Source organism: Nonomuraea jiangxiensis, from assembly GCF_900099965.1.
Lineage (GTDB): Bacteria > Actinomycetota > Actinomycetes > Streptosporangiales > Streptosporangiaceae > Nonomuraea > Nonomuraea jiangxiensis.
The window spans coordinates 317998-339194 of sequence record NZ_FNDJ01000002.1; the positions used below are offsets into that span (position 1 = coordinate 317998).

Genomic DNA, 21197 nt, shown 5'->3' on the forward strand with positions numbered 1-21197 from the left:
TATCGTTGGTCACGTCACGTGGCCGGGCGCTTGGGTAGGGTCGAACCATGCCTCACCTCAAAAGCCGGTACGTGCCCCTCGCAGTCTTCGCCGTCTGCGTGTTCGCCGCCGGGTGCGGCGAAGTCAACAGCACCATCGACAAGGCCCAGGCATGCCTGGAGGCGCCCAAGATCATCGCCGAACTGGGCACCAAGCTCACCGATTTCGCCAATGACCCCCAGGCCATGGAGAAGGCTCTGGACGAAACCGCGACCAAGCTCAACACCGTGGCCGACGATGCCGCCAACACCACCCTCAAGGAGGCCTCCGACAACCTGGCGGCCACGCTGAGCGGCATCAGCGTCGACAACGTCAACGACACCGTCGACGCGGCGCAGAAGGCCACCGCCGAAGGGGCCGCCTACCTGGAGCAGGTGGCTCAGGCCTGTAGTTGACCCTGGAGGGTCGAGGTCCCCGGCGGGGTCGGCAATCCCGCCTTCTCTAGGGGAAATGTGGACGAATTATCGTAAATGCCATGGAACCCGACCCGCGCTTCACCTTGGCCAACGAACGAACCTTCCTCACCTGGCTGAGCACGGCGCTGGCGTTGAGCGCGGCGGGGGTGGCCATGGCGGCGGTGCCTTCCGACGTGTTCGTGCCGTGGATCCGTACCGGACTGGCTGTGATTCTGGTCACGCTCTCCGCGCTGGCGGCCGGCATGGCCTATCCCCGCTGGCGCAACATCCAGCGCGCCCTGCGCAAGCAGGCGCCGCTGCCGCCGCCCGCGCTCGCCGCCGTCTTCGGGTACGGCGTGGCCGCCGTGGCGGTGCTCGCCCTCGTCCTCATCATCCTGGCGGCCTGAGAGTGGCGCCCGAGGAGCGGATCTGGGATCGCGGGCTGCAGAGCGAGCGCACCCGGTTCGCCTGGGTGCGCATGGCCGTGGCCCTGGCCACCGGCGGGCTCGGCGCGGCCGGGCTGTCCCTGCGGCACCAGTTGCCGCTGTCCGCCGTGATCGGTTTCACACTGGCCGCGCTCTGCGGCGCCGTGCTGCTCATCAGGACCCGCGTACGCTTCCGCCGCGTGCAGGCGGCCCTGCACAACGGCAAGCCCCTGGACGCCGGGCTTGACGTGCTCTTCGCCTGGCTGGGCACGCTCAGCGTGGTCGCCGGGGCGTGGACCTTCGTGCTCACCGTCAGGTGAGCCCCGATTTGCACCGGGCGGAGGAGGAGGCGGAAACTCGAAAGCGAGGGGGTGACCTCATTGGAGGAAGAACACAGGAACATACCGTTCGAGTGCCGCCGCTGCTGGCACGTCTGGGAAGAGGACTACATCGTCAGGCACGTCGACTCCCGTGGCCACGAAAGCCTGGTCTGGCTGCAGGCCGGTCAGCCCGTGCCGCCACCCGCGCCGGGCGCCATCTGCCCGCGCTGCGGAGCCCAGCAGGCCACGACGTTCCCCAACGGTTATCTGGCACATCATCCCGAGCTGATCCCGCCGCCGGGCCCGGTCGCGCCCGATCCCACGCCACTGCTCAGTCCTGTCCCCAAGCCGCTTTACTGATAACTAACCATGACACTTGGTGAGCATTACGTAGCGCCGAGTGTCACAAGGCGCGCCTTGATGGGGGTATGAGCGGGGGCGCACACTCGGAGCGGAACGGCGACTCGCAGCCGGGGGTGGTCCAAGTGCCCGACGGGTTCGACATCCGGGAAACATGGCCCTACGAGTGCCTACGTTGTCTTCACGTCTGGGAAGAGGACTTCGTCCGCAGACATCTCACCGACAACCACGGCAACACCGTCGAGGTCTGGCTCAGCTCAGGATTGCCCGTGCCACCGCCGTGGTCCGGCGTCTGCTGCCCGGGCTGCGGCGCGTACCACGTGACGTCGTTCCCCGCGGGGTATTTAGCGCGCCATCCCGAGCTCATGCCCGGCCCCGCGCCGGAGCCGGCGCCGCTGTTCGTGCGGGAGCCGGAGCCGGGCAGGGCGCCCGCTGAGCGGACACACCTGCCCGGCCGCCTGCTGGTCGCGCTCGGCGTGCCGCTGGCCGTCTTCGTCGGCTACGAGCTGTACGCCAACCTCGTGGCCGTGGCACGCCCGCAGCACTAGCTCAGGCTGTCCAGCCACGCCTGGTGCAGCCCGGCGAACCGGCCCGAGGCGGCGATGAGCTGATCCGGCGGACCGTCCTCGACGATCTCGCCCCTGTCCATGACCAGCACCCTGTCGGCGATCTCGACCGTCGACAGGCGGTGGGCGATGATGAGCGCCGTACGGTCGGCGAGGATCGTACGCAGCGCCCGCTGCACCAGCCGCTCGCTCGGCACGTCGAGGCTGGAGGTCGCCTCGTCCAGGATCAGCACCGCGGGATCGGCCAGGAACGCCCGGGCGAAGGCCACCAGCTGACGCTGCCCGGCCGACATCCGGCCGCCGCGCTTGCCCACCTCGGTGTCGTAGCCCTCGGGCAGGGCCGAGATGAAGTCGTGCGCGCCGATCGCCTTGGCCGCCTCCCGGATCTGCCGCTCGGTGGCCTCCGGGCGGCCGAACCTGATGTTGTCCGCCACCGTTCCGCTGAACAGGAAGTTCTCCTGCGTCACCATGACCACGGCCTGGCGCAGCGTCGGCTCGTCCAGCGTGCGCAGGTCGACGCCGTCGAGCAGCACCCGCCCGCCGGTGGGGTCGTAGAAGCGGGAGATCAGCTTGGCCAGCGTCGTCTTGCCCGCGCCCGTCGCGCCGACCAGCGCCACGCTCTGCCCGGCCGGGATGGTCAGGTCGAGGTTCGGCAGGATCGGCATCTCCTCGACGTAGGCGAACCTGACGTCCTCGAAGCGCACCTTGCCGCGCGCCCTGCCCTGGGGCAGCGGCTGCGGATCGCGCGGCTCCGGCACGTCCGGCTCCTCCTCCAGGACGCCCGAGAGCTTCTCCAGCGCCGCGCCGGCCGACTGCAGCGTGTTGTAGAACTGGCTGATCTCCTGCATCGGCTCGTAGAACTGCCGCAGGTACAGCAGGAACGCGGCCAGCACGCCGACCGTGACCTCCTGGTTGAAGGCCAGGTAGGCGCCGTAGATCAGCACGCCGCCGACCGTGATGTTGCCGATCAGCTTGATCCCCGGCATGAACACGGCGATGAGCTGCATGCTGCTGGCGTTGGCGCCGCGGTAACCGTCGTTGAGCTCCTTGAAGATCTCCTGGTTACGCGGCTCCCGGCGGAAGGCCTGCACCGCGCGGATGCCGGTCATCGACTCCACGAAGTGCACGATCACCAGCGCCACGGTCTCCCGTGTGCGCCGGTAGACGATCGCCGACTGCCGCCTGAACCACCGGGTGAACAGCAGCAGGATCGGCAGCGGCACCAGCGCCACCAGGCCCAGGTGCACGTCCAGCACCAGCAGCAGCACGGCCGTGCCGATCATGGTCAGCACCGCCGTCACCAGCCCGTCGAAGCCCGCCTGCAACAGCTCGGCGATGGCCTCGACGTCGGAGGTGAGCCGGGAGATGACCCGGCCGGAGGTGTACTTCTCGTGGAAGCTGAGCGACAGCCGCTGGAAGTGGTCGAACACCCGGCGGCGCAGCTCCAGCAGGATGCTCTGGCCGATCCGGCCCGACAGCCGCAGGAACGCCTGCCGCGTCACCGCCTGGGTGACCGCCGCCGCCAGGATCACGCCGACCACGGTCAGCATCGTGGCCGGCCCGCCGCCGTGCAGCATCGGCGGGATGCCCTCGTCGATGCCCACCTTGACCAGGTAGGGGATGGCGAGCCCGGCCGCGTTGGAGATGACGATGACCGTAGTCAGCCAGGCGATCGACTTCTTGTACGGCGACAGCAGGTCACCCAGCAGCCGGCGGGAGCGGGCCCGCAGCAGGACGGACACCTTCTCCGGCAGCTCGTCCTGCTCCTCGGAGGCGACGCCGCGCCAGGTCGTCGTGGCGGTCGTCATCGCAGTGCCCCTTCCGACGGGTCGAAGTCGGCGTCCTGGGCCAGCAACTCCCGGTATTCGGGCACCTCGGCCAGCAGTTCGTTGTGGCGGCCGACGTGGGTGATGGTGCCGTCGCGCAGCAGCGCCACCTTGTCGGCCAGCAGCACGGTGGAGGCCCGGTGCGCCACCACGATGCCGGTGGCCTCGCGCAGCACGTGCCGGAGGGCCTCCTCCACCAGCGCCTCGGTCTCGACGTCGAGCGCGGACAGCGTGTCGTCGAGCACCAGGATCCTGGGCTTGCTGAGCACGGCCCTGGCCAGGGCCAGCCGCTGGCGCTGCCCGCCGGACAACGACAGGCCCTGCTCGCCGATGCGGGTGTCGAGGCCCCACGGCAGGTCGTACACGAACATGGCCTGCGCGGTCTGGATCGCGGCGGCGAGCTCCTCCTCGGTGGCGTCGAGGCGGCCGAGGGTGAGGTTCTCTCGCACGCTCATGGAGAACAGCGTGGGCTCCTCGAAGGCCGTGGCCACCACCGAGCGCAGCGCGGGCAGGGTCAGGTCGCGCACGTCCTGGCCGTCGATCGTGATGCGGCCCTCGGTCGGGTCGATCAGCCGGGGCACCAGCGCGGTCAGCGTGGTCTTGCCCGAGCCGGTCGCGCCCACGATGGCGACCGTCTCCCCGGGGCGCACGTCGAGCCAGACGTCGTGCAGCACCGGCTCGTCGGAGCCGGGGAAGGAGAAGCCGACGCCTTCGAAGCGCAGGTGGCCGCGCGGCGTGTCGATCGTGCGGTCGCCGCTCTCGATGGCCGGGACGGTGTCCATGACCTCCATGACGCGGTCGGCGGAGGTCATCGCCTCCTGGGCCATGGCCAGGATGTGGCCGAGGCTGGCGATGGGCCAGACGAGCTGCAGCATCAGCGTGGTGAACGCCACCAGCCCGCCCAGCGTCAGCGAGCCGGAGCCGACGGCCAGCGAGCCGAGCAGCAGCACTAAGGCGAGCGTGACGTTGGGGATCAGCCCGAGGAAGGCGAAGAACTTCGCCGACAGGCGCACCTTGTCCAGCGACGACCCGTACACCTTGAGGGCTGCTTCGTCGTAGTTGTCGAAGACGTGGTGGCGGCGGCCGAACGCCTTGATCGTACGGATCCCGATGGCCGACTCCTCGACCAGCGTGGCGAGGTCGCCCTGCTGGTCCTGGACCTGGCGGGAGATCCTGATGTAGCGCTTCTCGAAGCGGAGCGAGACCACCACGATCGGCACCGCCGAGGCCGCGACGAGCAGCCCGAGCGGCCAGTACTTGTTCAGCAGGAGCACGGTCACCGTGATCAGCTGAAGGATGTTCATGACCAGGAAGAGCATGCCGAACCCGAGGAAACGGCGGATCGTCGACAGGTCGGTGGTGGCCCGCGACAGCAGCTGGCCGGACTGCCAGTCGCCGTGGAATCCCATGGGCAGGCGCTGCAGGTGCTCGTAGAGGTCGTCGCGGATGGCGGTTTCGAGTCCGAGCACCGGTTTGATCTGCACCCAGCGCCTGAAGAAGATCATGAAGGCCTCGACGGCGCCCACGCCGAGGGCGACTAAGCCGAGGGGGAGCAGGGCGCCCTGGTCGCCATGGAGGACGGGGCCGTCGATGACTTGTTCGCTGATGAGAGGCAGCGTGATGCTGGCGCCGATGCCGATCATCGCTGCCAGCCAGATGAGGACAAGCCGCAGGACGTACGGGCGGAGATAGGACTTCATCCGCCACAGGGAATTGGAGGAGAGCAGGGGACGGCGAGGTGTGTGCGTATCGGGAGGCATCCCCTCCAGGCTAATACGTCCGTTCAACCGATTTTCTGTGACCCCCGGGGTGTGGTTTCTGTATGTGACGTGCGGAAACGTGAAAGTTCATGGGCTTTCGGAAGGCTGCGACGTTCGTAATGATGTGCACGGGAATGTTCTTCGTGCTGCTCGACGTCACGATCGTTAACATCGCACTGCCTTCCATCGGGCGTGCCACGGGCATCACGAACGTGGCCGATCTGCAGTGGGTGATCGGCGCCTACCAGCTCGCCCTCGCGGGCCTGCTGCTGTTCGGCGGCACGCTCGGAGCGCGGTACGGCCACCGGCGGATCGTCGTCACCGGCTTTCTGATCTTCGGCCTGGCCTCGATGGCCTGCGCCCTGGCCCCCGGCCTGTGGGCCCTGGTCGGGGCCCGCGCGGTGCAGGGCATGGGCGCCGCGCTGCTGATGCCCGGCACCCTGTCCGTGGTCACCCGGCTCTACACCGCCCGCGAGGAGCACGCCAGGGCCGTCTGCGTGTGGGCCGTGGTCGCGGGCCTGTCGCTGCCCGCCGGGCCGGTGCTCGGCGGGCTGCTGGTGGAGTCGCTCGGCTGGCCCTGGATCTTCTGGATCAACGTGCCCGTGGTCGCGCTGGTCGTCGCCGGGACCCTGTACCTGGTCACCGAGACCGCGCCGGAGCCCCGGCCGCTGGACGTGCCCGGCGCGGTGCTCGGCACGGGGGCGCTGGCGCTGCTCACGTTCACCGTCATCGAGACCGGCCGGCTCGGGACCTGGTCGTCGGTCTTCCTGCTGCCCGCCGCCCTCGCGCTGGCCGCCGGGACCGCCTTCGTCCTGGTCGAGCGGCGCCGCACCCACCCGGTGCTGCCGGTGTCCCTGCTGCGCGAGCGGCCGATCGCGGTCAGCACGATCGTCGCCGCCGTCATGAACTTCGGCGTCAACGGCGTCATCATCCTGTTCAGCGTCTACCTGCAGATGGTCCGCGGCCACCCGCCCATCCAGTCGGGGCTGGCGCTGCTGCCGCTGTTCGTGCCGCTGGTGCTGCTGCCCGCCCACGCCGCGCGGGCGGCCGCCCGGCGCGGCCCCCGTCCCGTCATGCTCGCCGGGCTGGTGCTGCTGGTGGCGGGCTTCGCGCCGCTGCTCGCCCTCCGGGCGGACTCGGGGTACGGCGCGCTGGCCGTGGGCATGGTCGTCATCGGCGCGGGCGCCGGGCTGCTCACCCCCGCCGTCGTCGCGCTGGCCATGACCGCCACGCCACCCGGCGCAGAGAGCCTGACCAGCGCGCTCAACACCTCGGCCAGGCAGGCGGGCGGTGTGGTCGGCGTCGCCACCTTCGGCGCCCTCGCCGGGGACCCCGACCGGCCCGCCGCGTTCGTGGCCGGCGTGCACCACGCCGCCGTCGTGGCCGGCGGCGCCTACCTCGGCGCGGCGCTGCTCGCCCTGGTCACCGGCGCCCGGAGCACGTCCGCCGGGTCCGGCGGCGGTTCCAGGTAGCCGGGTCACCACCTCACGTATGCCATTTGACCTGCGGTTTGTACTGTGCGTGGCACAATTGGATCATGGTGTTCGGCCGGTCCATCAGGGCGAGGGTGACGATCGCGACGATGGTCGTGTTCGGGATCGTCCTGCTGGCCGGGGTGATCGTGCTCCTGGCGGCTTACCCGGCGTGGGTGCGGAGCCAGCTCACCGCCAAGGCCGACCGGGCCAGCCGGCACCTCGCCATGGAGGTCGAGAACCACCGGTTCACCGGGCTGATCCCGCCGCAGGGCGATGTCGCGCTCCAGCAGATCGTGGACGACCGGGGGCACGTGCTGGCCTCGAACGGAGGGCTGGTCGGCCGGCCGCCGCTCACCCGGGTCCGGCCCAGCGGCGGCGATCCCCTGGTCCGCGACCGGGTGTGCCAGTCCGGCGGATGCATGATCGTGGCCGGGTTCGGCCAGCGCAACACCGCGTACGGGCCCGTCGTCGCCTATGCGGCCGTGCGGGAGCCGTTCCTGCTCTACTCGCCGTTCCTGCCGCTGGTCCTGTTCGGCTCGTCCGCCCTGCTGCTGGCGCTGATGGGCTGGGCCTCCTGGTACGGCGTCGGCCGGGTGCTGGCCCCCGTGGAACGCATCCGCACGGGCCTCGAACGCATCAGCGCCGAGGACCTGAGCCGGCGCATCGAGGTGCCCGCGACCCGCGACGAGGTCGAGGAGCTGGCCGCCACCGTCAACGACACCCTGGGCCGGCTGGAGGACGCCGTGGAGCGGCACCGCCGGTTCGTCTCGGACGCCTCCCACGAGCTGCGCACCCCGATCACCGCGCTGACGGTACGGCTGGAGGCGGGGCTGGAGGGCCTGGACGCGGAGGACTGGCGGGCGGCGCTGGACGAGGCGTACCGGCTGTCGGACATCGTGCAGGACCTGCTGCTGATGGCCCGGCTCGACGCCGGGGCGCAGCCCCCCGAGGAGCGGCTCGACCTGGGACGGCTGGTCGCGGACGAGATCGCGCGCCGCCCCGCCCGGCTGCCGGTGACCACCGACATCGAGCCCGGCGTCCACATCCGGGGCAGCCGGTTGCAGCTCTGCCGGCTGCTGACGAACCTGCTGTCCAACGCCGACCGCTACGGCGACACCGTCGTCGCGGTCAGCGTGCGGGCGTGCGGGGACATGGCCGAGGTGCGGGTGGTCGATGACGGGCCCGGGATCCCGGTGGAGATGCGGGAGCGGGTGTTCGAGCGTTTCACCCGGCTCGACCGCGCCCGGTCCAGGGACACCGGGGGCAGCGGGCTGGGGTTGCCGATCGCCCGCGACATCGCCACCGCCCACGGGGGGACGCTGACCGTCGAGGAGGGACCCGGCGCCCGGCTGCTCCTGCGGCTGCCGCTCGTCACCTGAGCCTCGCGCACGCCGTCAGGATGCGGATCCCAGGGCGATCGTGCCGGCCACCTCGGCGTGCCGCTCGGCCTCCTCCTGGGCGAAGCGCGCCTCGTCGATCTTGTCGGCGATCTCCTCGTCCTGCTTCATGAGCGTGTCCAGCGACTGGCCCGCCATCTCCAGCACGCCCATGTCCGCGTACGCCTGCCGCAGCCGCGGGCTCCACAGCCCGATGTCCTTCACGCACGGCACGATCCTGCTGAACAGCAGCGACCTGAACGCCCGCAGGTAGTCCGACCGGTCGGTGGCCACCATGGCCTCGTCGACCTCGGCCTTCGACAGCCCCAGGTGCTCCCAGGTCTCCCGGCCGCGCAGCCGGTCGCGCATGAGGTAGCAGCCCTCGATGACGAAGTCCTCGCGCTCGCGCAGCTCGGCCTCCGACAGCTCGCGGTAGTAGTCGCGCAGCGCCATCCGGCCGAAGGCGACGTGCCTGGCCTCGTCCTGCATCACGTACGCGAGGATCTGCTTGGGCAGCGGCTTGGTCGTGATGTCGCGCATCACCCCGAACGCCGCCAGCGCCAGTCCCTCGATGAGGACCTGCATGCCCAGGTAGGGCATGTCCCAGCGGGAGTCGCTCAGCGTGCTGTCGAGCAGTGCCTTGAGGTGCTCGTTGATCGGGTACGCCAGGCCCACCTTCTCCTGCAGGAACCGGGCGTAGGTCTCGGCGTGCCGGGCCTCGTCCATCGTCTGCGTGGCCGCGTAGAACTTCGAGTCCAGGTCGGGCACCGATTCCACGATCTTGGCCGAGCAGATCATCGCGCCCTGCTCCCCGTGCAGGAACTGGGAGAACTGCCAGGCCGCGCTGTGCAGCCTGACGTCCTTGCGCATCTGCTTGCTCATCCGCTCCCACAGCGGGGTGCCGTAGATCGCGATGATCTCGTCGGGGGTGCCCAGCACGTCGTACGGGTCCACCTCAAGGTCCCAGTCGATGCGCTTGGTGGAGTCCCACTGCTTGTCCTTGCCCTTCTGGTACAGCGCCAGCATGCGATCTCTGCCGTCGTCGTACTCCCAGGTGAACCGGCTGCTGCCGGACATCTGGACGTCCCAGGTGGCGAGGCCGGCGGGGATGGTGAGAAGGTCGTGGGTCGACATGGGGCCTCCGGGGGTTACGTACACCGTACGTACCTTTTGAGCGTGCACGTACGCCGTACGTGAAGTCAATAGAATGAGCTATGCGCTCCGAGCCGCTTTCCCGCGCCCGCATCGTCGCCGCGGCCATCGACCTGATCGAGCGAGAGGGGGCCGACGCGGTCTCCATGCGGCGCATCGCGGCCGAGCTGGGGGTCGGCGTGATGTCCCTCTACAACCACGTGCCCAACAAGGACGCCCTGCTCAACGCGGTGGCCGAGGCGGTGCTGAGCGAGATCGAGTTCACCGACGACCCCGACGCGCACTGGACCGACCGGGTGCGCGCGCAGGCGGGGGCCTTCCGGCAGATCGCGCACCACCACCCGCGCTCGACGATGCTCGTGGTCAGCCGCCAGCTGCACTCCGCCGCCGGGCTGCTGCCGGTCGAGCGGGCGCTGGCCACGCTGCGCGGCGCCGGATTCGACGGCCCGGACGCGGTGCGGATGCTGCGCATGTTCATCGCGTTCATCGTCGGGTCGTTGCTGCGGGAGGTCGGGGTGACGCCGACGTTCGCGCCGGTGCAGACCAGGACGATCAAGGCCGAGGGGGTCGATCCGGCGCTGTTCCCCGAGGTGAGCTCGCTGGCTCCGCTGCTCGACGAGTGCGACCACGAGGCCGAGTTCGACTTCGGGGTGGAGCTGCTGATCCAGGCCATGCACGTGCATTCGGGACGTAAGGAGGGCACCCGGTGAGCCCCGGGTGCCCGGTTGCTCTCAGTACCAGTTGTGCGATCTCCAATGTCCCCAGGCGCCGCAAGGCCTGCCGTACCTCCCCTTGATATAGGCCAGGCCCCACCGGATCTGCGTTTCCGGATTCGACTTCCAGTCACGCCCCGCGCCGCTCATCTTGCCGGCGGGCAGGGCCTGCGGGATGCCGTACGCGCCCGACGAGCGGTTGTGGGCCCGGTGGTTCCAGTTGCTCTCCTTGGTCCACAGGTTGTCGAGGCAGCGGAACTCCCGGAGATTCCAGGAGCGCTGGACGACCTGGCCCAGGGCGAATTTCTTGTTCCTGTCGGCCGGCTTGGCGGCCACGATCCTCGGTTGCGCTGACGTGGTCCAGATCCGCGTCTTGATGGGGGGCGAGGTCTCCGCCCAGGCCGTCGCGGTGCCGCACGGCCCGGTGAACGCGGTTACGGAAAGTAGTGTGCCGCATAGTGCACGTTTGCTGTCCAAATCGATCCTTGCTGTCCGGTCGCGTGCGGACGGGCGCCGGTCACCCGGCGTCCTGCCGATCCGCGTCCATGGCTGGGACGCGGAAGGTCCGCGCGGCCCTCCGGGTTCTTGCACCGCCCGATCGTGCTGGGCGGCCCGGAGGGCGCCGCGACGTGCTCCTTAGCACGATTCCTATTACTCTCCGTAACCGCTGACCGGCTATCTCGACACACGTGGGACAGGTGTTTGTGTGATCGTTGCGGATAAAGGGTCCGCTCGCTGGGCCGGGATTGCCCGGTCCGTCGCCCTCATGGGGCGCGCTTGCCGCAAAAAGCGATCAAGCCTGGGGTTTGGCTCAGTACCAATGGTGGGATTGGAAGTGCGCCCAGGCGCGACACGGCGCTCCGTACCGCTGTTTGATGTAGCCGAGGCCCCACTCGATCTGGGTGCGCGGGTTGGTCCGCCAGTCGCGGCCCGATGAGGCCATCTTGTGGCCGGGCAGGGCCTGCGGGATGCCGTACGCGCCCGAGCGGTTGCCGGCGCGGTGGTTCCAGCCGCTCTCCCGCGTCCAGAGCCGTTCCAGGCACCCGAACTGGGTCGAGGCCCAGCCGCGCGCGGCCGCCATGGGCCGGGCGATGGACTTGTTCCTGCCGCTGATCTGGGAGCTCTGCGCCTGTGCGGCCGCGGCGTGTCCGGTCGCCACCAGGGTGGCGGTCAGGACCAGTACGCCGGTACGGCGGAGCATGGGCATGCGGATTCCCTTCCGAAGGGTTCAGGGGACCGCGCCACCCTGCCCGATGCGCCACCTTTACGGCGAATTGACCATGGAAACGTAGATCGTCAGCAAAGATCCCGATATATGTTCCTTCTGGGGTTTTGTCGGGAAAATGAGGACTGCGTCACATTTCTGGCCTTTACTCGTTCTGTAGGGTCGTCTCATGACCTTGAGCGACATTCCTCTGCGCACCCTCGACGACAGCCCCACGACCCTCGGCGAGCTGGCCCCCGGCAAGGCCGTCCTGATCGTGAACGTGGCGTCGAAGTGCGGTCTCACCCCGCAGTACGCCGGCCTGGTGGCCCTGCACCGGCAGTACGGCCCACGCGGCTTCACGGTGGTCGGCGTCCCCTGCAACCAGTTCGCCGGTCAGGAACCGGGCTCGGCGGAGGAGATCCAGCAGTTCTGCGCGGCCACGTACGGTGTGGACTTCCCCCTCCTGGCGAAGACCGACGTCAACGGCCCCGACCGGCACCCCCTGTACGAGCGGCTCACGCAAACGCAGGACGACCAGGGCGAGGCCGGGGACATCCAGTGGAACTTCGAGAAGTTCCTGGTGGACCGGGAGGGCAGGGTCGTGGCCCGCTTCCGCCCCGGCACGACCCCGGAGGACCCGGCGATCACCGAGGCCGTCGAGAAGCTCCTCTGACCCCGTCCCGGCGGCGCCGCGTGGCCGGACCTCGCGGCGCCGCTTCGCCGTGGCCTTCGTTCACGTGGGCTCCGCCGTGTGCGCGAGGACGGCCGTGGCCAGCTGTTCGTGCACCTGCGGGGGCAGGGTGTGACCCATGCCCTCGACCATCAGCAGCCGTGCTCCCGGGATCCGCTCCGCGATGATCCGGCCGTGGCCGGGCTTGGCCGGCTCGTGGGTGCCCTCGATCACCAGCGTCGGCGCCTTCACCTGGTCGAGCACGCCCACGGGCTCGAAGTCCGGTCTGGCCGCCGCGGCCCGCCGGTGGTTGGCCGTGGCGGCCAGGTCGCGGGCCCGGTCGTAGAGGCGTTCCTGCAGCTTGCGGGCGGCGTCCTCGTCGAACGGCAGGGCGGGGCCGTGCAGGACGCGCTGTTCCGCGATCATGCGGGCGATCTGCTCGCGGCGGTCGGCGGGGGGCGGCGCGGCGATCAGCTCGCGGTAGAACGCGACGAACTCCGGGGTCGGCTCCGGCAGGCTGCCCGCCGGCTGGGGTTCGCCCATCAGGGCCCGCATGAGGACCAGGCCCTCGCCGGCGCCCAGCGGCGAGGAGCCGATGACGGTGAGCGTCCGCACCCGCTCCGGGCGCCGTACCGCGATGAGCTGGCCGAGCAGCCCGCCCGCCGAGTGGCCGACCAGGTGGGCGCTGTCCAGCCCGTGCGCGTCCAGCACCCGCAGGACGTCGTCGTAGATGTCCTCCCAGGTGTACGGCTCGGCCTCGAAGTCGACGGTGTCCGAGGCGCCGGTGTCGCGGTGGTCGTAGCGGATCACCCGGCGGCCCCCGGCGGCGAGCCTGCCGACGAACTCGTCCGGCCACAGGATGCCCTGCGACATCGAGCCCATGATGAGGACGATCGGGGCGTCCGTGACGGCGCCGAATTCTTCGCTCCAGAGCGTGATTGACATGCTCAAAGCATGTCCTGCGCCGGTCCGGGCGTCTTCTGTAGAACTACTAGGCGGGCCAGTTCGGTACGGGTGCCCACGCCCAGCTTCGGATACATCTTGTAGAGGTGGTATTCGACCGTGCGCGGGCTGAGGAACAGGCGGGCGGCGATCTCCTTGCTGGACAGGCCGTCGGCGACCAGGCCCGCGATGCGCCGCTCCTGAGGGGTCAGCGTGTCCAGCACCGTGCCGCGCGGGGGTTGCGCGCTCTCGCCCGCCGCCCGCAACTCGCCGTGCGCCCGCCGCGCCCACGGGTGCGCACCCGCCCGCTGGAACGTCTCCAGCGCCGCCCGCAGATAGGCCCGCGCTTCGCCGGGACGGTGGCCCCGGCGAAGCCGCTCGCCCAGCAGGAGTCCGGTCCTGGCCGCCTCGAACGGGTTGGCATGCAACCGCACGGCCTCGAACAGCGCCTCCAGCGGATCGGTAGAAGGCCCGGCAGGCTGCTGGGCAGGTTGTTGGGCGGCGTGCCGGGTGGTGGCATCGGACGGCGGTGTGGGTGGTGTGACCAGGCCGCGGCACCGGGCGAGCAGGGCCTGCGACTCGGCGGTCCCGGCGTGGGCCGACCAGCGCTCGTACTCCGCCAGCGCGACCCGCGCCGCGTCCAGGTCGCCCGCGCCCACGGCGGCCTCGATCCGGTCCGGGGTCGAGCGCCAGACCACGGTCGGATGCCCGGCCCCCGGGCCCGCGGTGGCGATCGAGGTGAACCGGTCGTGGGCGGCCGCGTACCGGCCCAGGCTCAGGTCGAGCATGGCCAGCGCGTACGCGGCCACGCCGGTGCACAGGCCCACCCGGTGCGGAACGGCGATGGCCAGCGCCTCCATGGCGTACCGGTCGCAGGGCTCCTCCTCGCCCCGCAGCGCCGCCAGGACCGCGAGGTTGGCGAGGTGGGACGCCCCGGTGTTGCCGTACCCGGCTTCGCGGGCCAGCTCCAGCCCCTCCTCCGAGATGGCCTGGCTCTCCGCCAGCCGTCCGGCGATGCGTTCGGCGGTGGCCACGAACTCCAGCACCACCGGGAGCTGGCCCGCCATCCCCGACACCCTGGCCACCCGCCCGGCCCGCCCGGCCAGGTCGATCGCCAGGTCGGGCTCGCCCAGGTGGCTGGCCGCCGCCGTCGCCCACAGGAACTCGGCCGCCTCCGTCAGCTCGCCGGTCCGCCCGAGTGCACGTCTGAGCAGCTCATGGCCACCGCTGGTGTCGGCCAGCGTCCGCCCGATCCCGGCGATCACGTCGCGCAGGAACCCCACGGGGAACGCCTCCGCCCGCCGGCCGAGCTGGATGACGGTGGTCGTGTCGCCGACGTACGAGGCCGCCTCCGTGGCGTCGGCCAGCATGTCCAGGCTGTCACCCGCGGCAAGGACGCGTACGGCCTCCGCGGCGCTGCCGGAGTTCAGCTCGAACCGGCCCTGCAACCGGGCGATCTCCATGGCCAGCGCGGCGTCGGCGCCGGCGAGCTCGCGGGCCTCGGCCAGCAACGACTCCGCCTGGCCTGGACGGCCGCCCAGCCAGGCCGCGGTGGCGGCGTCCTTGAGGCGTTTCGCGCGGGTGCGGGGGGCGGGGGTGAGCTCGGCGGCCCTGGCCAGGGCCGTGGCGGCGGCGCCGTACCCGCCGCGGTCGCGGGCGCGGGCGGCGGTCTCCACGAGCGCGGCGGCCACCCGCTCGTCCCGGCCGAGCGCGGCCTCCGCCAGGTGCCAGGCCCGCCGGTCGCCGTCGGTCACCGCCGCCAGGGCGACGTGCGCCTCGCGGCGTTCGGCCGGGGTCGCCGCCTCGTACACCGCGGACCGGATGAGGGGATGCCGAAAGCGCACCCGCGTGCCCGCGACGACCACCAGGTCCGCGGCTTCCAGCGCTCCCAGCACCCCGCGCCCGACGTCGGGTTCGGTGTCGTGGTCCGCCGGCGGGCCGGCGGCGGCGCGGAGCACGGGGGCGAGGTCGCTTTCGAGCGCCGCCAGCAGGGCGACCCTTCGGGCCGGGGCGGGCAGTGCGGCCACCTGCTCACCGAAGAGCCGGGTGCCGCCGGGCAGCGGATCGGGAAGCGGCGCGCGCCCGGCGAGCTGGTCGGGGGTCAGCCGCCGGACCGTCTCACGCAGGGCCAGCGGGTTGCCCCGGGTCAGCGCCACGAGCTCCCGCCCGACCTGCGCGGAGACCGCATCCCGCCCGTCGAGCGAGCCGCCGGCCGCCGCCGACTCCTCGGCGCCCGGCACCGGAGCAGCCGGTCGCACGGTGTCCGATAGCGGCGTGTCCGGTCGGGCGGTGTCCGATAGCGGCGTGTCCGGTCGGGCGGTGTCCGGGAGCGGCGTGTCTGGTCGGGCGGTGTCCGGAAGCGGGGCCGGTCGGGCGGTGTCCGGCGGTGGAGTGACCGGTCCTGTGATGTCCTGGTTTGGAAGGGCCGGTCCTGCGGCGTCCCGCTCCGGAACGGCCAGTGTTGCGGCGTTGAGCAGGGCGGTCGCCGCCGGTTCCGTCAGGCCGGTGACGGGGAGCGGCTGGACGCCCCGCAGGGACAGGTCTCCCCGGACGGCCAGCAGCATCGCGATCCGTTCCGTGCCCAGCCGGCGGGCGGCGAACAGCAGGGCGTCGGCCGAGGCCCGATCCACCCACTGGAAGTCGTCCACCACGCAGACGAGCCCGTCCGCCGCCGCGGCCTCCGCCAGCAACGACAGCACCCCGGCCGCCACCAGGAACCGATCGCCGGACGGGTCCGCCGCCAGCCCCAGCGCCCCGCGCACGGCCGCGCGCTGGGGCTCCGGCAGGGCGTCCAGCAGTCCCGTCACCGGCCGCAACAACTGGTGCAGGGTGGCGAAGGCCAGATCCGCCTCCGGCTCCACGCCCGTGGCCCGCAGCACCCGCATCGAACCCCCGCGCGCAGCCGCCAGGTCCAGCAGGGCCGTCTTGCCCACGCCCGCCTCGCCGTGCAGCGCCAGCGCGCCGCCCGCGCCACCACGGGCCCGGTCGATCAGGTGGTCGATGGCGGTGATTTCGGGGGTTCTGCCATAAAGCACAGGGGAGCGCACAAAGAAAAACTGTATTGGCGGGTCTGGCGACCGGTCCGTGGCACCCGTGGGCATCGCGTGTAGTGATGGAATGATTGCGGTATGTAATCGCATGTTCCGTAATCGGCCCCGCGGGGAGCGCGCGATGACGATCAATCCGTACGCCGGATCGCCGTTCAGCTATGTCACCGAGCCGGCCGTGGCGCCGTACTCGATCGTGGAGCTGATGCCCGGCGTCCGCAACCTGTGCGAATACGTGCGGCTGACCGCCGGGGAGCGGGTGCTGCTGCTCATGGAGCACACCGTGGACCCGGTCGTCGTGCAGGCCATCGCGGCGGCGGCGGCGCTGCGCGACGCGGACGTGCGCATCCTGTCGGTGCCGCCGTTCAGCCCCGGCGGGTGGGACAGGGAGGCGTCGCTCGACATCGAGACGGCCGCGTTCCGTGAGTCCGACGTGGTGATCAGCGGCACGTGGTGGGGCGAGGTGCACACGGCGCCGCTGTTCTTCGACCAGATCAAGGCGCGGTCCTCCCGCTTCCTGTCGCTGCACATGACGGCCACCGCCGGCGCGCTGCTCACCGGTGGCCGGTTGCCCGCTGAGGTGTTCTACGCGCTGCTGCGCCGGGCGCTGCGGCAGCTGTCCGTGGCCAGGACGATCCGGGTGACCTCGAAGCGGGGCACCGACGTGACGTTCGGCGGGCCGGCGTTCGACCCCGACCCGGGCGCGATGCGGCCCGGCGACTGGCGGCCGTTCCCGTACGGGGGCGCCAACTTCTGGCCGACGGACACCGAGGGCGTGATCGTGATCGAGGACAGCACGGTCACCGGCGTGCCCGAGGAGCCCCTGCGCATCACCCTGGAAGGCAACCTGGTCCGCAAGATCGAGGGCGGCGCCGCCGCCGAGCAGCTACGGCGGTACGCGCCCGATGGCTTCTACATGCGGCACGGCCTGATCGGGCTCAACCCGAAGGTACGGATCGCGGGCGGGACCCAGTTCGAGCGGGAGAAGCACGCCGGGGCCTTCTACTGCGGCATCGACGGCCTGACCGACGGCCGGCCGGTCAAGACGGGGCCCGGTTTCGCGCACTGCGACTGCCAGGTGGACCGGCCCACCGTGCTGGTGGACGGGGAGCTGTTCATCGAGCACGGCCGGCTGCTGCTGCTCGACGAGCCGGAGATCAGGGAGGTCGCGGCGCGGTTCGGGCCGCCGGAGGTGATCCTGGACGACAACCCGGTCATGATCCTTCCGCGCCGCTACACCGGGGCCGGATGAAAAGGGGCCGCCGCAGGATGGAAGCCGCCGCAGGGTGAAGGGCGCCGCAGGACGAAGGCTGCCACAGGATGAAAGCCGCCGCGGGATGAAGGGCGCCACAAGACGAGGGGGTGCTGTCGGACGGAGGGGCGCCGCCGGCTGAGGGGGCGTCGCCGGTTGAAGGGGCGCTATCGGCGGGGGCCGCAGCTGCCCCGGATGATGAGCTCCGTCGGCAGGACCACGCTGCGGGGGCGGCGGGTTCCCGCCCGTAGCACCAGCTCCGCCGCCCGGTAGCCCATGTCCCGGCCCGGCTGGGCGATCACCGTCAGCGGCGGGGAGCACAGCTCGGCCCAGGGCACGTCGTCGTACATCACCAGTGACACGTCCCGCGGCACCCGCAGGTCCAGCTCCCTGGCCGCCAGCACCGCCGCCTCGCCCAGCACGTTGCCGCCCGCCACCACCGCCGACAGGTCGGGGCGGCTCTGGAAGAGGCCGGAGGCGGCGGCGTAGGCGGAGTCGCGGCTGCCGGTGCCGAACACGACCAGCTCCTCGTCCACCGGCGCGCCCACCGCCTCCCCGAAGGCGGCCACCCGCCGGTCCTGGCCGGGCCCGCCGAGGAAGGCGATGCGCTTGTGGCCCAGCCCGCGCAGGTAGCGCACCGCCGTACGGATGCCCGCCCGGTCGTCCGCCACCACGGCAGGGACGTCCATCGGGCGGCTCTGCGGGGCGGGGGAGAGGCCGTCCAGGAGCAGGAGGTCGTGGGCGGCGGCGGCCGCGGGGTCCTCCTCGTGGTCCGGCTGGGCGGGCAGGCGGTCGGCGAACACGACCGTCATGCCCGCGCGGATCGCCGGGGCCCAGGTTTCCGCGTCTCCCGACGGGACGGCGATCAGGCGGTCTACGCTCTGTTCGAGGAGCATGCCGATCAGCTCGGCCTCCTGCTCGGGGTCGCCGCCCGTGGAGCCGAGCATGACAGGCTCGCCGGCCGAGCGGGCGCAGGCGAGCACGCCCTCCGCGAGCTGCCCGTAGAAGGTGTCGGTCAGGTCGGGGACGAGCAGGCCCATGCCGCCCGTGCGGCGCTGGCGCAGGTTGCGGCCCAGGGCGCTGGGGCGGTAGTCGAGCTGCGCGGCGACGGCCAGGACACGCTCCCTGGTGTGCGAGCTGGCCGAGCCGCCGGACAGCACCCGGGACACGGTCGCGACACCGACGCCCGCCGCCTCGGCCACATCCTTGATGGTCGCCCGCTTCTCCATGGAAACGATTCCATCATGGTTCCGCGAAAACCGGAAGTCGTCGATGCCGACAACGGCTGGTCACACGGCAACCCTTGACACCGATGTCCGTTTCGGGTGAGATGCTTGAAAACGTATCCACTCCACGTAAGTGGGGACACGGTAACAACGTCCGGGCCACCGCCCTGGAGCGCGAAGGAATGTCATGGCATCCATCGTTCTGACGAACGTCGACAAGGTCTACGCCGGTGGCGTGAAGGCCGTGAACGGGCTGAACCTTGAGATCAAGGACGGCGAGTTCATGGTGCTGGTCGGCCCTTCCGGTTGCGGTAAGTCGACCGCGCTCCGGATGATCGCGGGCCTCGAGGACATCACGGGCGGCGAGATCGCCATCGGCGAGAAGGTCGTCAACCACCTTCCGCCCAAGGACCGCGACATCGCGATGGTCTTCCAGAACTACGCGCTCTATCCCCACATGACCGTCGAGGAGAACCTCGCCTTCGGTCTCAAGCTCCGCAAGATGCCCAAGCCGGAGATCCAGAAGCGCGTCAACGAGGCCGCCAAGATGCTCGGCCTGGAGACCTACCTCAAGCGCAAGCCCGCCGCCCTGTCCGGTGGCCAGCGCCAGCGCGTCGCCATGGGCCGCGCCATCGTGCGTGAGCCGCAGGCGTTCCTCATGGACGAGCCGCTGTCCAACCTGGACGCCAAGCTCCGCGTCTCCATGCGCGCCTCGCTCAACCAGATGCACGAGCGCCTCGGCGTCACCACCGTGTACGTCACCCACGACCAGGTCGAGGCCATGACCCTGGGCGACCGGGTCTGCGTCCTGCGCGACGGCCTGCTGCAGCAGGTCGACACTCCGCAGAACCTGTTCGACAAGCCGGTCAACCTGTTCGTGGCCGGCTTCATGGGCTCGCCCTCGATGAACTTCGTCACCGCCGAGCTGGTCCGCGACGGCGGCGCCGCGGTCACCTTCGCCGACATCAAGCTGCCGATCCCGGACTCGACGTTCACCGACAAGCCGGGCCTCGACCAGTACATCGGCAAGAAGATCATCCTCGGCATCCGCCCGTCGGACTTCGAGGACGCCACCTCCGCGGGCAACCACGCCAACGGCTGGGCCACGCTGCCGGTCAAGGCGGAGGTCACCGAGGAGCTGGGCTCCGAGATCAACGTGCTGTTCCTGATCGACGCCCCGCCGGTCGAGCACAAGGACACCGTCGCCGCCGCCGACACGGGCGACGACGAGGAGGCCTCGCTGCCGCTGACGGGCGACAAGTCGCTGTGGACCGCCCGCGTCAACGCCCGCAGCCACGTCCGTCCCGGCCAGCACATCGAGCTGGTCGTCGACACGCACAACCTGCACTTCTTCGACCCGACCTCCGGCCTGTCCATCGGCCACGAGGCCAACCGGTAACCTCCACCAGTCCCGGCCGCCGAGCTTGCTCAGCGGTCGCTCGGGCCCCCACCGCGACCCCCTCCCGCGGCGGGGGCCCGTTCTAGTCGGATAAGTCCTCTGGCCAACTGGCACACGTTAGATTGCGGCTGTGCGCAGAGAAGAACTGCCGGGCGGAGGTCTGAGGCTTAGCGTGACCAAGCCCGCACTCCCGCGCATGCGGATCGAGGTCGCCGGTCCGAACCGGTTCTGGGTGCGGCAGGAGACGCGGACGGTCTTGCTGGCCAAGGTGGCGCGCTGGAACTACGGCGTGCACTATCTGCGGCTGCCCGGGGCCGTCCCCGTGCTGCCGCCGATCACTGCGGCGTCGGCGCGGACGGCTCCGTCGTGGCCACACCAGTACGCGTCCTGGCTGGCCACCGCGCCAGGGCCTTTGCACGCCGGCTGGTGGAGCCTGCGTGCGTGGCAGCCACCATGGCCGGAATCCGTCTGGAGGCGCGAGGTCGCTGACGCTGATCCCGTCGGGTACCTGGACTGGCTCGAGGGCTGGCAGGGTGTGGTGCCGATGCGACGGCTTCCTGCCGCTGATGAGGGCAGAGTGAAGGCTTACCGCAAGCTCGCCCAGGAAGGGCTGCTGCCGCCGCTGTTGCTGTGGTGGATCAGCGGCCTGGATGGCTGGCTCCTGCTGGACGGGCACGCCCGACTGGCCGCGGCGCTCGCCGAAAGGCTCATCCCACCCATGCTCAGCCTGTACCTCGCTCCCTCGCCTGTACAGATCGATGAGGCGATCACGAACGCGATGTGGCACGATTCCGTCACCGCGGAGGGATTAGAACACGCCCGCCGGGCGGGGCGGGCTGGCGTCGACAGCGCCGTCCGAGTCCAACAGCGGCATTTCGCCGGCGTGTACGCCGCTATTCCCAGCGAACGTGAGCGCACCCGCGCCTGGCCCCTGCCGGGTGGTGTGCCCGCATGGCAGAACGCCGCCACTGCGGCACCGCCTGGCTGGCCAACCGATCCCGGCTAGCGACGGTGAAAGCCAAGTCGTCTGGCCAGATCGCGTCGGCC

Annotated in this window: 20 protein-coding genes; 12 read left to right on the top strand and 8 right to left on the bottom strand. The window is 70.9% G+C overall.

Annotated elements, in window-relative coordinates; translation table 11 throughout:
- Positions 1-47 precede the first annotated feature (47 nt).
- The 5 genes from BLS95_RS04775 to BLS95_RS04795 all read left to right on the top strand — a co-directional run bounded on the left by BLS95_RS04775 (position 48) and on the right by BLS95_RS04795 (position 2087).
- A complete protein-coding gene (locus tag BLS95_RS04775; protein WP_090929625.1) occupies positions 48-434 on the top strand; it encodes a hypothetical protein in 387 nt (128 codons plus the stop codon).
- A gap of 80 nt (positions 435-514) precedes the next feature.
- The gene (locus BLS95_RS04780) at positions 515-841 is read left to right on the top strand and encodes a YidH family protein (RefSeq protein ID WP_090929626.1); all 327 of its coding nucleotides are present in this window, start codon (positions 515-517) and stop codon (positions 839-841) included.
- Positions 842-843: 2 nt separating this feature from the next.
- Positions 844-1179, top strand: coding sequence for a DUF202 domain-containing protein (locus BLS95_RS04785; RefSeq protein WP_245764834.1), 336 nt, complete (start codon positions 844-846; stop codon positions 1177-1179).
- 60 nt (positions 1180-1239) lie between these two features.
- Positions 1240-1539 carry a hypothetical protein gene (locus BLS95_RS04790; protein WP_090929627.1) on the top strand — a complete coding sequence of 100 codons (300 nt, stop codon included), beginning with the start codon at positions 1240-1242 and terminating at the stop codon, positions 1537-1539.
- Positions 1540-1607: 68 nt separating this feature from the next.
- A complete protein-coding gene (locus BLS95_RS04795) occupies positions 1608-2087 on the top strand; it encodes a hypothetical protein (protein ID WP_090929628.1) in 480 nt (159 codons plus the stop codon).
- On the opposite strand, the gene BLS95_RS04800 is transcribed toward BLS95_RS04795, so the two are convergent.
- Positions 2084-3913 carry an ABC transporter ATP-binding protein gene (locus tag BLS95_RS04800; RefSeq protein WP_090929629.1) on the bottom strand — a complete coding sequence of 610 codons (1830 nt, stop codon included), beginning with the start codon at positions 3911-3913 and terminating at the stop codon, positions 2084-2086. The genes BLS95_RS04795 and BLS95_RS04800 overlap by 4 nt on opposite strands.
- Entirely contained in the window at positions 3910-5631 is a 1722-nt protein-coding gene (locus tag BLS95_RS04805) for an ABC transporter ATP-binding protein (RefSeq protein ID WP_090929630.1), read from the bottom strand. Before BLS95_RS04805 ends, BLS95_RS04800 begins: the two co-directional genes overlap by 4 nt.
- 194 nt (positions 5632-5825) lie before the next feature.
- On the opposite strand from BLS95_RS04805, the gene BLS95_RS04810 reads away from it, so the two are divergent.
- Positions 5826-7163 carry an MFS transporter gene (locus tag BLS95_RS04810; protein WP_218135602.1) on the top strand — a complete coding sequence of 446 codons (1338 nt, stop codon included), beginning with the start codon at positions 5826-5828 and terminating at the stop codon, positions 7161-7163.
- 65 nt (positions 7164-7228) lie between these two features.
- Positions 7229-8545: a sensor histidine kinase gene (locus BLS95_RS04815; protein ID WP_090929632.1), complete on the top strand. Its 1317-nt coding sequence runs from the start codon at positions 7229-7231 to the stop codon at positions 8543-8545.
- 15 nt (positions 8546-8560) lie between these two features.
- Here the strand turns inward: BLS95_RS04815 and BLS95_RS04820 are convergent, their stop codons facing one another.
- Positions 8561-9676, bottom strand: coding sequence for a ferritin-like domain-containing protein (locus BLS95_RS04820; protein WP_090929633.1), 1116 nt, complete (start codon positions 9674-9676; stop codon positions 8561-8563).
- Positions 9677-9756: 80 nt separating this feature from the next.
- On the opposite strand from BLS95_RS04820, the gene BLS95_RS04825 reads away from it, so the two are divergent.
- Positions 9757-10404, top strand: a complete 648-nt coding sequence (locus BLS95_RS04825) for a TetR/AcrR family transcriptional regulator (protein ID WP_090929634.1) — start codon at positions 9757-9759, stop codon at positions 10402-10404.
- Positions 10405-10425: 21 nt separating this feature from the next.
- Here BLS95_RS04825 and BLS95_RS57605 read toward each other — a convergent pair whose 3' ends face one another.
- Together BLS95_RS57605 and BLS95_RS04835 are read right to left on the bottom strand one after the other, a co-directional pair.
- Complete coding sequence (locus BLS95_RS57605; protein WP_245764835.1) at positions 10426-10884, bottom strand: aggregation-promoting factor C-terminal-like domain-containing protein; 459 nt, start codon at positions 10882-10884, stop codon at positions 10426-10428.
- A 334-nt stretch (positions 10885-11218) separates the two neighbouring features.
- Complete coding sequence (locus tag BLS95_RS04835) at positions 11219-11614, bottom strand: aggregation-promoting factor C-terminal-like domain-containing protein (RefSeq protein ID WP_342742671.1); 396 nt, start codon at positions 11612-11614, stop codon at positions 11219-11221.
- A 187-nt stretch (positions 11615-11801) separates the two neighbouring features.
- On the opposite strand from BLS95_RS04835, the gene BLS95_RS04840 reads away from it, so the two are divergent.
- The gene (locus BLS95_RS04840) at positions 11802-12287 is read left to right on the top strand and encodes a glutathione peroxidase (protein ID WP_090929635.1); all 486 of its coding nucleotides are present in this window, start codon (positions 11802-11804) and stop codon (positions 12285-12287) included.
- Positions 12288-12347: 60 nt separating this feature from the next.
- Here the strand turns inward: BLS95_RS04840 and BLS95_RS04845 are convergent, their stop codons facing one another.
- Complete coding sequence (locus BLS95_RS04845; RefSeq protein ID WP_090929636.1) at positions 12348-13229, bottom strand: alpha/beta fold hydrolase; 882 nt, start codon at positions 13227-13229, stop codon at positions 12348-12350.
- Positions 13230-13231: 2 nt separating this feature from the next.
- Positions 13232-16273 carry an AAA family ATPase gene (locus BLS95_RS04850; RefSeq protein ID WP_245764836.1) on the bottom strand — a complete coding sequence of 1014 codons (3042 nt, stop codon included), beginning with the start codon at positions 16271-16273 and terminating at the stop codon, positions 13232-13234.
- 124 nt (positions 16274-16397) lie between these two features.
- Here BLS95_RS04850 and BLS95_RS04855 point away from each other — a divergent pair, with 124 nt between their 5' ends.
- On the top strand, positions 16398-17525 hold the full coding sequence (locus tag BLS95_RS04855) for a 2,5-dihydroxypyridine 5,6-dioxygenase NicX family protein (RefSeq protein ID WP_090929638.1): 1128 nt from the start codon (positions 16398-16400) through the stop codon (positions 17523-17525).
- 167 nt (positions 17526-17692) lie between these two features.
- Here the strand turns inward: BLS95_RS04855 and BLS95_RS04860 are convergent, their stop codons facing one another.
- The gene (locus tag BLS95_RS04860; protein WP_090929639.1) at positions 17693-18754 is read right to left on the bottom strand and encodes a LacI family DNA-binding transcriptional regulator; all 1062 of its coding nucleotides are present in this window, start codon (positions 18752-18754) and stop codon (positions 17693-17695) included.
- Positions 18755-18938: 184 nt separating this feature from the next.
- Between BLS95_RS04860 and BLS95_RS04865 the strand changes: the two genes are divergently transcribed.
- Together BLS95_RS04865 and BLS95_RS04870 are read left to right on the top strand one after the other, a co-directional pair.
- Complete coding sequence (locus BLS95_RS04865) at positions 18939-20150, top strand: ABC transporter ATP-binding protein (RefSeq protein ID WP_090929640.1); 1212 nt, start codon at positions 18939-18941, stop codon at positions 20148-20150.
- Between the two features lie 196 nt (positions 20151-20346).
- Complete coding sequence (locus BLS95_RS04870; RefSeq protein ID WP_090929641.1) at positions 20347-21156, top strand: hypothetical protein; 810 nt, start codon at positions 20347-20349, stop codon at positions 21154-21156.
- The last annotated feature ends 41 nt before the right edge of the window (positions 21157-21197 follow it).

Excerpts from the sequence above, each read along its gene's own strand:
- BLS95_RS04840 (WP_090929635.1), top strand. The coding sequence starts at position 11,802 with ATGACCTTGAGCGACATTCCTCTGCGCACCCTCGACGACAGCCCCACG.
- BLS95_RS04855 (WP_090929638.1), top strand. The coding sequence starts at position 16,398 with ATGACGATCAATCCGTACGCCGGATCGCCGTTCAGCTATGTCACCGAG.
- BLS95_RS04810 (WP_218135602.1), top strand. The coding sequence starts at position 5,826 with ATGTTCTTCGTGCTGCTCGACGTCACGATCGTTAACATCGCACTGCCT.
- BLS95_RS04775 (WP_090929625.1), top strand. The coding sequence starts at position 48 with ATGCCTCACCTCAAAAGCCGGTACGTGCCCCTCGCAGTCTTCGCCGTC.
- BLS95_RS04835 (WP_342742671.1), bottom strand. The coding sequence starts at position 11,614 with ATGCCCATGCTCCGCCGTACCGGCGTACTGGTCCTGACCGCCACCCTG.
- BLS95_RS04845 (WP_090929636.1), bottom strand. The coding sequence starts at position 13,229 with ATGTCAATCACGCTCTGGAGCGAAGAATTCGGCGCCGTCACGGACGCC.
- BLS95_RS04825 (WP_090929634.1), top strand. The coding sequence starts at position 9,757 with ATGCGCTCCGAGCCGCTTTCCCGCGCCCGCATCGTCGCCGCGGCCATC.
- BLS95_RS04865 (WP_090929640.1), top strand. The coding sequence starts at position 18,939 with ATGGCATCCATCGTTCTGACGAACGTCGACAAGGTCTACGCCGGTGGC.
- BLS95_RS04805 (WP_090929630.1), bottom strand. The coding sequence starts at position 5,631 with ATGAAGTCCTATCTCCGCCCGTACGTCCTGCGGCTTGTCCTCATCTGG.
- BLS95_RS04780 (WP_090929626.1), top strand. The coding sequence starts at position 515 with ATGGAACCCGACCCGCGCTTCACCTTGGCCAACGAACGAACCTTCCTC.
- BLS95_RS04820 (WP_090929633.1), bottom strand. The coding sequence starts at position 9,676 with ATGTCGACCCACGACCTTCTCACCATCCCCGCCGGCCTCGCCACCTGG.
- BLS95_RS04800 (WP_090929629.1), bottom strand. The coding sequence starts at position 3,913 with ATGACGACCGCCACGACGACCTGGCGCGGCGTCGCCTCCGAGGAGCAG.
- BLS95_RS04795 (WP_090929628.1), top strand. The coding sequence starts at position 1,608 with ATGAGCGGGGGCGCACACTCGGAGCGGAACGGCGACTCGCAGCCGGGG.
- BLS95_RS04870 (WP_090929641.1), top strand. The coding sequence starts at position 20,347 with ATGCGGATCGAGGTCGCCGGTCCGAACCGGTTCTGGGTGCGGCAGGAG.
- BLS95_RS04815 (WP_090929632.1), top strand. The coding sequence starts at position 7,229 with ATGGTGTTCGGCCGGTCCATCAGGGCGAGGGTGACGATCGCGACGATG.
- BLS95_RS04860 (WP_090929639.1), bottom strand. The coding sequence starts at position 18,754 with ATGGAGAAGCGGGCGACCATCAAGGATGTGGCCGAGGCGGCGGGCGTC.